This window comes from Microvirga sp. KLBC 81, from assembly GCF_003075415.1.
Taxonomy (GTDB): domain Bacteria; phylum Pseudomonadota; class Alphaproteobacteria; order Rhizobiales; family Beijerinckiaceae; genus Microvirga.
Window position 1 is genome coordinate 48,339 of record NZ_QDAH01000036.1, and the last position, 11,588, is coordinate 59,926.

General features: G+C 57.7%; 8 protein-coding genes. 7 read left to right on the top strand and 1 reads right to left on the bottom strand.

The window, feature by feature from the left end; genetic code table 11:
- Positions 1–236 precede the first annotated feature (236 nt).
- From DC522_RS19930 to DC522_RS19955, 6 genes are all read left to right on the top strand, one after another.
- Positions 237–893 carry a response regulator transcription factor gene (locus DC522_RS19930; protein ID WP_116530394.1) on the top strand — a complete coding sequence of 219 codons (657 nt, stop codon included), beginning with the start codon at positions 237–239 and terminating at the stop codon, positions 891–893.
- A gap of 302 nt (positions 894–1,195) precedes the next feature.
- Entirely contained in the window at positions 1,196–2,296 is a 1,101-nt protein-coding gene (locus DC522_RS19935; RefSeq protein WP_116530395.1) for an ABC transporter substrate-binding protein, read from the top strand.
- A gap of 71 nt (positions 2,297–2,367) precedes the next feature.
- The gene (locus DC522_RS19940) at positions 2,368–4,968 is read left to right on the top strand and encodes a PAS domain S-box protein (RefSeq protein WP_245444345.1); all 2,601 of its coding nucleotides are present in this window, start codon (positions 2,368–2,370) and stop codon (positions 4,966–4,968) included.
- A gap of 499 nt (positions 4,969–5,467) precedes the next feature.
- Entirely contained in the window at positions 5,468–5,845 is a 378-nt protein-coding gene (locus tag DC522_RS19945) for a response regulator transcription factor (protein ID WP_116530397.1), read from the top strand.
- An 879-nt stretch (positions 5,846–6,724) separates the two neighbouring features.
- Complete coding sequence (locus DC522_RS19950) at positions 6,725–7,078, top strand: hypothetical protein (RefSeq protein WP_116530398.1); 354 nt, start codon at positions 6,725–6,727, stop codon at positions 7,076–7,078.
- Positions 7,079–7,373: 295 nt separating this feature from the next.
- Complete coding sequence (locus tag DC522_RS19955; protein ID WP_165820225.1) at positions 7,374–9,449, top strand: PAS domain S-box protein; 2,076 nt, start codon at positions 7,374–7,376, stop codon at positions 9,447–9,449.
- A 291-nt stretch (positions 9,450–9,740) separates the two neighbouring features.
- Here the strand turns inward: DC522_RS19955 and DC522_RS19960 are convergent, their stop codons facing one another.
- On the bottom strand, positions 9,741–9,977 hold the full coding sequence (locus tag DC522_RS19960; protein ID WP_116530400.1) for a hypothetical protein: 237 nt from the start codon (positions 9,975–9,977) through the stop codon (positions 9,741–9,743).
- Positions 9,978–11,025: 1,048 nt separating this feature from the next.
- On the opposite strand from DC522_RS19960, the gene DC522_RS19965 reads away from it, so the two are divergent.
- Positions 11,026–11,445, top strand: coding sequence for a DUF1236 domain-containing protein (locus DC522_RS19965; protein ID WP_116530401.1), 420 nt, complete (start codon positions 11,026–11,028; stop codon positions 11,443–11,445).
- Positions 11,446–11,588: the final 143 nt, after the last annotated feature.

Sequence of the window (11,588 nt, forward strand, 5' to 3'; positions counted from 1 at the left end):
CCTTTGGTTGACGTGCGAAAAGCCGCCGAATCTGTGCGGCTCCCACGGCCCATCCGTCTGCAATCTGACAGCTGGTACAAGGCAGGCGTTCTGTCGCCTCCCTGAGTTAGCGTGGCGTCGCCGATCAAGAGGTTGCCTACGCCATCACGAAGCCGTCTAGTCTCCTTTGGGAGACATCCCATAAAATGTTATTTTAGCAGCCACCGACTCCTATCTGGCTATCTGGAGTGGATCTCATGCCACACCGTCAAGCTCCACCGCGTGCGACTGCCGAAGAGCCGATCATATTCGTTGTCGAAGATGATGAATCTCTGCGCGAAGCGCTGAGAAGTCTGTTTCGATCCGTTGGCCTTAAGGCCGAGATGTTTGGTTCGGCGATGGAAATGTTGCATAGTAGCTTGCCTGACGTAGCCAGTTGCATGGTGCTCGACGTCAGACTGCCGGGCATGAGTGGCCTCGACTTTCAGGCCGAGCTGGCTAGGGCAAACGTTCATATTCCCGTCATTTTCATGACGGGCCACGGCGACATTCCAATGTCGGTGAAAGCCATGAAGGCTGGAGCTGTTGATTTCCTGCCCAAACCGTTTCGCGATCAGGACATGCTGGATGCCGTTGCCATAGCGCTTGAGCGTGATCGCCAACGGCGGCAGGCCCAAAAGCACTTGTCGGACTTGCGGGCACGTTTCGACACCCTGACCCGGCGCGAGCAGGAGGTGATGGGCTGGGTCACAACCGGAATGATGAATAAGCAGATCGCGAGCAAACTCGGGGTCAGCGAGATTACCGTCAAAATCCATCGCGGTCAGGTCATGAGAAAAATGGGCGCTCGCACACTGGCCGATCTGGTGAGAATGGCCGAGGTGCTCGGAGCCCGTTCCCCCTCCTCCCCATAGGGTCCGCGGTGCCTCCGTTGGCGCGGAGGAACTCGACCGGCCGCGGTCTAAGCCTCGCACCAGGGTCTGTTCCTGTTGACTGATGGGCCATGTGAGGACTGCCGGAAACGCCCTCAAGGCCAGGAGGCCCCGCGTGCCTCCTAAACCAGACAGGCAGAATCTCCCGCGAGAAAAGGAGGCCAGCTGCCCCGACGAGGTCAGGATCCTGCAGGATGGGCCCCCTATTCGAAACCCTTATCCATCTGAGCCAATTGGTGTAAGATTATCGAGGAAGTGCACGCCCTGCGGCCCGGAGGCGTATCATGAACCGCAGAAGTGTCATGTTCGCCCTCGCCCACGCCGGCTTGCTGGCTCTGGCCCGCCCGGTTTCAGCCCAGAAACCGCCTCGCATCGTCTTTCTCAATCCCGGCGAGCCGGTCGACCGTGGGGCCGGTCCATATTGGCAGATGGTCAGCGACTCGATGCGTATGGCCGCGCAGATGTTCGGGATGCAACTCGAAGTACTCTTTGCGGAGCGAGACCACCTGCGGATGCTGCGCCAAGCCGAGGAGGTGGCGCAACGGGCTGATGCCCCAGACTACATCGTCATCGTCAACGAGAAGCTGGCCGCCCAGCAGATCCTTAATATGCTGGCGCAGTCGCCAGCAAAGATCCTCCTCATCCATAACGATCTCACGCCCCAGCAACGTCGCGAGGTCGGCAATGAGCGTCAGCACATTCGGAACTGGATCGGAACGGTCACAGCGGACGCCACACGGGCCGGCTACCTGCTGATGGAATATCTGTACCATCGGCTCGGTGACCGTGAGCCGCGAGTCGTCGGTATTACGGGAGATCCCAACACGCCGGTCTCGCTGGAGCGGGCTGAGGGCGTCAGGGACTATATCGTCCAGGCAGGACGCGGCACAATCCATCAGCTCGTGTACGGGGACTGGAGCTACGCGGATGGCGAAAACAAAGCAACAATTCTACTCGCCCGCTACCCGGACACCAACATCATCTGGGCCGCCAACGACTCGATGGCGTTGGGTGCGCTGCGCGCGGTCAAGGCCCGTGGGGCCTCCGTGCTCGTGGGTGGTATGGGGGGCTGGCCGGATGCCCTCTCAAGTGTGGCCGAGGGCGGACTGACAGCCACCGCTGCGGGCAACTTTCTCATCGGAGCCTGGGCGATCATCTTGCTCAACGATTACCACAATGGGCATGATTTCGCTGCGCATGGCGGGGTTTCCCAGAGTTTCGACTATCTCGTCGTTGGCCATGAGAACGTCGCCCGATACGATGACATCGTCATGAAGCGAAAAGACATGCTGGACTTCCGCAGCTACTCGAAGGCACTGCATCCGCGGCCCGGGCCCTACGACTTCAGCCTTAAGGGCCTCGTGGAGAAACGGAACTTACCTTGATCTCTCGATTCCCCGCAGGCTTGCAGCTGCACGCTGTCAGTTTGCACACCAAGCTGATGCTGGCGCTTACCATGCTCGTAGCGGCAGTGGTGGCTGGATCCGCTTATCTCGAGATCGAGCGAGAGCGGGGCCGCAGACTCCTCGAACTGGAGGGACGTGCCACGGAGTTCGCGGACCTGCTCAGCCGTTCACTGGCCCAGCCGCTCTGGAATGTGGACTTCAAGGCAATTGACCATCAGCTTGCTGCACTCTCGGATAATGCCGAGGTTGTCGAGTTCAGCGTGACCGCAGTCAATTACGGTCTGGTCTCCACCGTGACTAAAGCGCAGTCGAGGGGCACTTCCGACACTATCGTCCGCATGCGGCCGATCGAGTACGCGGCGTTCCCAAGTTCCCCAGCAGAGAAGATCGGTGAAGTTCGCGTCGTGCTAAGCCGTGCGCTCACTGATGCGGCGATTGCTTCGTTCCGACGGTCCATTCTTCTCATTGCGGTCACTACCATCATCAGCCTCTATGTGGCGACCTTCGTGCTGCTCAAGTGGATGGTGCGCGGCCCGATCAACCGCCTGGAGGTGATGGTTGACCGCATCGCCAGTGGAGACCTGGATGCGCGTTGTGCGGTTGAGTCCGAAGACGAGCTGGGCCGCCTTGCGATGCGCGTCAATGCGATGGCGGCCCGGTTGCGTGAATCGACGGCACAACTGCGCGAGAGCGAAAGAAAATATCGCGGCATCTTCGAGACGGTCGGCGTATCGATCTGGGAGGAGGATTTCTCCTGGGTCAAAGCCGCCATCGATCAACTGAAGAGCCGGGGGTTCCGGGACATTGGCGAATACCTGACCGAGCACCCAGATTTTGCACGGGACGCCATATCAAAGGTGAAGGTTGTCGACGTCAACGACACGACCATCAGGCTCTTCAAGGCTCAAGACAAGGAGGAGTGCCTCGTCTCACTTCACAAGATAATCACGGAGGAAACGATCAAAGTCTTTGAGAAGGTGCTCGTTGCCCTCGCCGAGGGCTCGGCGCGGTTCGAAGCCGAGACACCTCTCAAAACGCTGACGGGAGAAAGATTGACTGTGCTGTTCACGATTACGTTCCCGCCGCAGTCTGATCCTTTCGACAGAGTGCTCGTGACCGTGACGGACATTACAGAGCGCAAGCGGGCGGAGGAGGAACTGCGGCGCAGCGAGGCCTACCTTGCGGAAGCGGAGTCGCTGAGTAAAAGCGGCAGTTGGGCGTGGAACCCCACCACGGACGAGATCACCTATTGGTCTCAGGAACGCTACCGCCTGTTTGGCTTCGATCCGAAAGCAGGTATCCCGTCCTTGGAGGCGCTTCTCCAGCGGATTCATCCGGAGGACCGGGCAAAGTGGCTCGAAAACGCGGAAAGCGCAATTCGTAAGAGGGGAGATTCCGAGATAGACTTCCGGGTCGTTCTTCCGGACGGCGAGATCAGACACCTTCACGGAATAGGCCATCCCGTTTTCAGCGAATCCGGCGACCTTGTTGAAATCATCGGGGCGGCCATGGACATCACCGAGAACAAGCGGGCCGAAGAGGCGCTGCGGGAGAGCGAGGAGAAATGGAAGGCGGTTTTCGAGAACAATCCGACCATGTACTTCATGGTCGACGCAGAAGGCACGATCCTGTCGGTGAATCCCTACGGGGCTGAGCAACTCGGCTATACCGTCAGCGAACTTATTGGCTCCTCGGTTCTGGACATTTTTCATGAGGCGGACCGAGAGGCCGTGCAACGGAATACCGTCATGTGCCTCGAACAACTCGGCAGGACGATGAGCTGGGAACTCCGCAAGATCCGCAAAGATGGCTCGCTGCTCTGGGTTCGCGAAACAGCCAGGGCTGTGCTGATGAAGAACCAGCCTGTCATCTTGATCGTCTGCGAGGACGTTACCGAAAGAAAGCGGGCGGCTGAAGCCTTGCGGGAGGCGCAGCAGGAACTTGCGCGCGTCAATCGCATCACGACGATGGGGCAGCTAGCGGCTTCGATTGCCCATGAAGTCAATCAGCCCATCGCCGCGGTCGTTACCCATGCACATGCTGCTTTGCGCTGGCTCAGTGCCACTCCCCCCGATCTGAAAGAGACCCGGCAGGCTCTTGGCCATATCGTCAAGGACGGCAATCGCGCCAGTGAGGTCATCGGCCGGATCCGGGCTCTGATCAAGAAGATTCCTCCGCGAAACGATCTGCTGGACATCAACGAAATCATCCGCGAAACCATCGCCCTGACCCGTAACGAGTTGGTGAGGAATGGCGTTTCGCTGCAAACCCAGCTCGCAAAGGGGTTGCCGCTCGTTCAAGGGGATCGGGTTCAGCTGCAACAGGTGATTCTGAACTTGATCCTGAACGCCGTCGAAGCAATGAACAGTACCGAAAAGGGTGCGCGGACGTTGCTGATCCGCACCGAAGAGGATCGGTCACGGGGAGTGCTCGTCGAGGTGCACGACACCGGACCGGGACTGGAGTTGGAGCACTTGGACGAGTTGTTCAATGCATTCTACACGACTAAGCCCGGCGGCATGGGCATGGGGCTTTCGATTTGCCGGTCAATTATCGAAGCGCATGGCGGGCGGGTGTGGGCTACCGCGAACAAACCCCAGGGTGCGGTCTTCCGGTTCACCTTGCCTCCGCGCCAGGACGTTGCGTCGTGATCTGGCACCTGGCGTCGCCAAGTGGCCCGGCAACACTGAATGTCCGAGATGATGTGGCCGCAATCTTTGACGCCGTTGAAGCCGGTTTCTCCCAGTCCGGCATATGGTCGATCATCGGGCAATCCTCGGCTCCCGGCTGATCAGTCCATCCTCGGAAGATCGCGGTGTCGGCTTTCTGATTGGGGTGAGGACGCTCGCCACCGCGGAGCCTCGCGGATGGAAGCAGCCAAGTTACTCACGGTCACCAAAAGAATTGCACCGATGACCTTCTGTGCTGAATCGCCATTGTTGCACAAGACTTCGATCCTGTGACCGGAAACAGCAGCTCCATTGGGATAGTCGGTGAGAGCGGTTGAACCACTTGGAATTCAGGCAAGGTAGGGGGATCCATAAACCTAAGTATGATTTCACCCGAATATATTCGGATCATACTCGTCCCGCTTACGACGGCTTCGCAGCCGCAGGGGTTCTATCCTCAAAGGCAGGAGGGCGGGCCACCTTGTCGAATCTCCCGGTCATTTCGATCATCGATGATGACGAGTCCGTTCGCGTTGCGATGAAGAGTTTCGTGAGTTCGCTCGGATTGGCCGTTCACACTTTTCCGTCGGTCGAAGAATTTCTGCAGTCCCCACACATGCACGAAACGTCATGTCTGATTACCGACGTTCAAATGCCGGGCATAAGCGGGGTCGAGCTGCAAAGCCTTTTGATCGCCCAGGGTCAGTCTATACCGATCATTTTCATTACGGCCTATCCCGAAGAGAGACTTCGGGCACGCCTGCTCAAGGCTGGAGCTGTTGGCTTCCTGAACAAGCCATTTAATGAGAAAGCCTTACTTCAATACATCGATATGGCCCTGAAGAGGAGCCGGGGGTGACCGTGCCGTGCGAAAGCTTTCCGGTTGTCGCGTGTTTCCGGCGGTTGTTGCGGCGTCGAGGAAATGCCAATCGAGGGGGATGGATGGCATTATGTATATGGAGGCTCAATTCCGAGAGCCCTTGCACACGAATTCATGATTCCTGGTCAGGACGAGCGCTCGCACATGACGGCACTTACAGTATAAGTCCTCTTAAACCAACGTATAGTCGCTCCAATCTCTCTCGATAGCCATCCCTTCCGTAAGGACAATCGAGTTGTGGCAACGAGCGTGCTAGCTTCGGATCACTCAGAACATTTTCTACTCGAACTCTGCCGAGAGGCGCCCGTGAGGCGAACTGGCACAAGAGGCTGCTATGAGTGCGACCGGGGGGAATACATATTTGTTGCGGACAGCAATCCGATTCTTCGCGAGGAGCTTGCGCGGGACTTATCGGCCGCTGACCACAAATTCGTTAGGGTGGATACGAGCGAACAAGGTTCCCTCGTTTCAAGGCATCGGCCGCATCTGATCGGTCGGCCGTATAGCCGTGCCGACTTCCTTGGCCCGGTCGATGGGTGGACTCTCGCGGATCATTATCGCGACGTCACCCCAGCCGCCCTGTAGTAATCTTCGCCCGGTGTCACATCGTCCTGAGGAAACCGACAACGACCACCGTGCTAAAAACGATGGAGCCCGTGACCGACGGGGTGCGGCCCGCCCACGAAGCCGCTCATCCCAACCTCGGCGAATATCGGCGAGCGGCACAAAGTGGGGCGGTCGCTCGGCCATGACTTGTCGGCGAGCCTCACATTCGACGTGAGTTCACGCGGAGCATAGTCCGCTACTGAATACAGATCTCGTACCACAGCGAAGGCATTCGTCAGTCTGGAGGGCAACGTGCGAAGGTACAGTACAACTCATACACTTAGTCGGCTCTGGCTCGAACCCTGTCCTGACGAAATCGAGCAAAGGATAATTCGTGCCTATGTTCAGCTTGTGTTTACCGCCAGTGATGCGGCTGGATTTAGAACGATCGTAGTTGCCCGGTTCGGCTCTCTTGACGTTCGTTTAACTGAAATTCCTTGCGAGAATGAAGCAGATGGCCGGCCGCTGTTCTGGCTGGAGATCTACTCGCATGCCACCGGCGCGACAGTAGATAGCTGCGGATGTTCCGAGTTCGACGAGCCCGAACTAGCCGCTGCCGTGGAACTGATGCTGGAGGCAAAGCGCCGCCACGAGCTCTATCATTAAGCGGCATGGAAATCCTGGGCTGATGGCCAGGAACCAAGATTCAGGTTCATCCGCTTTGATGAACACTTTTCAACCATACTTCCAGAAGCAGGACAATTCCGGATGAGCCTGAGCCGACATGTTTTCATCGACGAATTTAAGCACCAAATTATTGCCCTTCCGAAGACAAGTCGGCAGCCGCAGGTGGTGAACAGCACTACGCGAACGCTCCAGCGACATTGCCGCTGTGATTCTTAAATATGCAATGGCTGAGCCATCTGGATTCTGGTGTCCGTATTATGGTGCTTCGTGGTTCATGAAACGGCTGCTGCGCTCCTCGATCAGGCAGCATTTGCTGGCGTTCAGCATTGCTCCGATACTCCCGGTTCTCGTGTTTGGCTTAGTGCTTGTTTGGTGGTTCGCCGACACCGAAAGCCGCCGCTATGAACGTGACGCGCGTGATGCCGCACAGCGGATCATCTCTGCCGCTGATCGCGAGCTTACTGGGGTGCTTGCAACAGCCCAAGCGCTTGCCGCGTCGGAATCATTGACCGACGGCAACTATGAAGCGTTCTACCGACGAGCTCTTGTCACCTTGCGCTCGTTGTCTCCTGATCGATTTGACATCTATGCTATTGTGGTGAGAGACCGCACGGGCCAGCAGGTCGTGAACACGCGCCTTCCCTGGAGGGCTCCTCTGCCGCAGGATGCCAATCATCAGATTGATGAAGAGGTGATCCAAACAAAGCGTCCCTTCGTGCAGGATCTCTCCGTCGATCCGTTCTCAAGTGAACCGGTTGTGTACGTCCGGGTGCCGGTGCTGAAAGAGAACCAAGCCACTCACGTCCTCTCTGTCGCCCTGGAGCCGAAGCTCTTTGCCGAATTGCTCCAGGCACAGAGTCTTCCAGCCGACTGGACAGTGGCCCTGATTGACCGTGCGGACCGGATCATTGCTCGCTCTCGGCAGCATGAGACCTTCGTCGGTAAGCTCGCCACGGAAGATCTGCGCAGGAACGCGGTTTCCGACGAGGGGGTCTGGGAGGGATTTACGCAAGAAGGTTTCCCGGTCCTGGCAGCCTATGCTCGATCCAGGCTGTCGGGCTGGAAAGCGGCTGTCGGGGTGCAAAAGGAGACTATCCAGCGACCATTGAAGAGATCGTTGTGGACGATTGCTGCCCTGGGCCTCGCACTTATCAGTCTCTCCTGCCTCCTTGCACTGTGGCTGGGGAGACGCATTATCAATCCTGTTCAGGCCTTGGCTGATCAGGCCCGGGTGCTTGGAACGGGGGCACCGGTGGTGCGGCTGGGCACCGGATTGCGCGAGATCGATGATGTCGACCGTGCGCTCTCGATGGCCTCCTCGGAGCTGCGGCAGCGGGAGGCGTGTTTACGCGCAAGTGAAGGTCGTCTACGGGCGACGCAAGAGAACGCGGCCGTCGGAATTGCCGAGGTGGATCAGGAGGGGCGTTTCGTCTATGTGAACGAGGCGCGCTGCCAGTTGACTGGGCATACCCGGGAGGAACTGCTGGGGCTGCACTTCACGCATGCGAACGATGGCATTGAGCTGACGGCAGATCGCGAGTTGTTCGAGCGACAGGCCGCCGGCGAGTTTGGTGTCTACACGATCGAAAAGCGGCACATCCGCAAAGACGGAGCAGAGGGGTGGACCCGAGTCTCCAGCAGTGCGGTACGGGATGACCACGGTCGCTTTCTCTATGCGGTTCGGGTCGTGGAAGACGTCACAGAGCGCAAGCGAGCCGAGGAGCGCCAGAAGCTTCTTATCGACGAACTGAATCACCGGGTGAAGAACACCCTCGCCACTGTTCAATCCCTTGCATGGCAATCGCTTCGCCAGGGATTGCCTCCGGAAGTCGCCCGTGAGCGGTTCGAGGCTCGCCTCCTGGCTTTATCCCGGGCTCATAACCTTCTCAATGAGAGCGGCTGGGAGGCAGCCTCACTGCGCAAAATTCTCAAGGTCGAGCTTGAACCCTACGGGATCGAGTCACAGCGGTACGTTCTCGCCGGGCCAGATGTGGATCTGCCTCCGAGAGTGGCTGTCGCCCTCGGTATGGCCGTCCACGAGCTTGCGACGAATGCCGTCAAGCACGGTGCTTTATCGGTCCCGGACGGCCACGTCCTGGTGGAATGGAGCGCGGAGGTTCAAGACGGAGGGACGGCCCTGGGCATCACTTGGCGCGAGGCCAGCGGGCCTAGAGTTGAACTGCCGACGTCCACAGGCTTCGGTACACGTATGCTGAAGCAGATCATCCAGCGTGAGTTGGTGGGAAGCCTTGACATGCAGTACCCAGCTGAAGGTCTGATCTGCCAAATCAGCATCCTGGTCGGGGAGACCACAGGAGCGGCAGATGAAGCGGTGGGGCATCGGAGATGAGGACCAGATGAGTGCAATCTGCCGCCACGCCTAAGGGAATGCGAGAGGCGACCTAGCGCATCGTGCGGAACCGAAGGTCCGCGTCAGTGAAGAGTGGACCCGGTCTTCCGCTTTCAACGATGCGCTCTCTCTAGAAGAGAGCACCGGACCCAGAAGTGAATTCCACTTCTGGGTCCGGTGCTCTAGAGCATTTTTCGGCGAAGTGGATCCGGTTCGCCGTCAGAAAATGCGGCTGGGCAAAGAAGGGAGCCGATTCCACGCAAGTGGAAGCGGCTCTAGTCACTTCTCTGGTCAGCTCAGGGCAATATCGTCAACCAAGAACCTAACTCTACATACATTTGCGCCTGTCTCATCCGTGACGAGCAGCCGCCACTCATTGCCGGTCCAGAACTTTCTACCCGCATCCCTGAGGATTTCGCCTGCAATCGTGATTGCATGGGCGCGGGCTTCCTCCCTGTTGGCGAGGGTCGTTCCGTCCTCGTCTGTGAGCTTTTCGCGATCAAAGATGTGAAAGAAATACCGAGGCATTCTATGCGCCCTCACGTCCAGATATCAGATAGGAGCGAGCCGGATCCAATCGTCTCGGAGCCCCGAGACTGGATACTGCGAAAGATCAAATTACGGTGCATCATTATCTGCGCTTTCCCGTCTGGGGTTCGGGTTCGCCTACGCCCGCGTAAATGATTGCGAGATAGTGGCGAAGTCTTCGTGCTCCCTGAAGAAGTTCACGGCATGCATAGCTCTGTTATACATGCGCTTGGCGGAACATAGACTTTTGCCCTACTCCCCCATAGGTATTTAGAAGCAATAATTCAGTTGATTTTGACGAACCCTCGCAGAGGAGGTCGCTTTGTGGCCGTAACCTATAAGGTTTCGCTGCTGCGTCTCAATTATCTCTGCGGAGAGCGAGAGGTATCAGGAGGATTTAAGGCATCTATACTTTGGTATGCCGACGCCTGCTAGCTGCATCGTCGGCTCATCCAAACAATAGAAACAGGTGGGGCAGGATCAAGAGCGCTCCAAGGCGCTTTTCTTTTATACCGATGCTCCGTTCATAGCGAAGCGCATCGTGCGGAACCGAAGGTCCACGTCAGTGACCCGAAGGGCCGCGTCAGCGAAAAGTGGACCCGGTTTTCCGCTCCTAACGATGCGCTTTGTATAGAAAGGAGCATCGGACCCAAAAGTGCAAGTCCACTTTTGGGTCCGATGCTCTAGTCAACTTCCCAGCGACCTCTGCTGGCCTCAGGTGAGTGTATCGGCCCAACATGCGTGGAGCCGGCCGTAACAAGCAAAGGCTAAATCGGTTTCAGCAACGGCTTCCCACACACCGCCTCACCCATATGTCACCGACGGTTCAAGGATCAATTCATCTTGAGGCATGAAGGCGTTGATCTCCCTAACGCGACGGATGCTCGAGGGTCAAAGGACAGGAGTGTGGGAGAATTTCACCACGGCATTGCCCGCTGTGGAATGTTTCCGGTCGGTTTTAACAACCGTTATTGTTTCGTGATCAAGAGGCAGGAAACAATGCTAAGATAGGCTGCGTTTGGCCTTTGAATGTCAACGAGGTCATACAATGCGTTTTATCTTTTCTACTGCTGTTGCGGCTCTTGTTGCGCTTCCGATTGCTGCTCATTCTCAGACAGCTAATCAGAACGCAGGTGCTGGTGCTGGTCTTGCTACTGGCGCCGTGACAGGCGCAATTGTCGGTGGGCCGGTTGGTGCGGTTGTTGGTGGTGCCGTCGGTGCTATCGCCGGAGGTGCTCTTGCTGCTCCTCAGGCTGCTCAGGTCCAGCAGTATGTCGTAACTCAGGGCACTCCATCGGTGCGGGTCCAAGAGCAGGTGGTTGTCGGCCAGCCTTTGCCGCGTCAGGTGGAGCTTTATGCGGTTCCGTCGACTGTCGGTGTGCAAACACAGTACCGCTACTCAGTTGTGAACGATCGTACCGTGCTGGTCGACCCTCAGACCCGCCAAGTCATCCAAGTCATTGAGTAGGTCAAGTATCTCAGGTGGAGAGAAGGGCGGTCCTGGTGGCCGCCTTTTTGCGTATCGCTTCCCGGAGGGACTATCAGGAATTTCGTGTGGGGCCTTACGATGATCTGGAAGGAGACATCGCATGGCACGCCGCAAGGAATCCC

Coding starts and splice junctions, on each gene's coding strand:
- DC522_RS19935 (WP_116530395.1), top strand. CDS start 1,196: ATGAACCGCAGAAGTGTCATGTTCGCCCTCGCCCACGCCGGCTTGCTG.
- DC522_RS19930 (WP_116530394.1), top strand. CDS start 237: ATGCCACACCGTCAAGCTCCACCGCGTGCGACTGCCGAAGAGCCGATC.
- DC522_RS19965 (WP_116530401.1), top strand. CDS start 11,026: ATGCGTTTTATCTTTTCTACTGCTGTTGCGGCTCTTGTTGCGCTTCCG.
- DC522_RS19940 (WP_245444345.1), top strand. CDS start 2,368: ATGCTCGTAGCGGCAGTGGTGGCTGGATCCGCTTATCTCGAGATCGAG.
- DC522_RS19955 (WP_165820225.1), top strand. CDS start 7,374: ATGAAACGGCTGCTGCGCTCCTCGATCAGGCAGCATTTGCTGGCGTTC.
- DC522_RS19960 (WP_116530400.1), bottom strand. CDS start 9,977: ATGCCTCGGTATTTCTTTCACATCTTTGATCGCGAAAAGCTCACAGAC.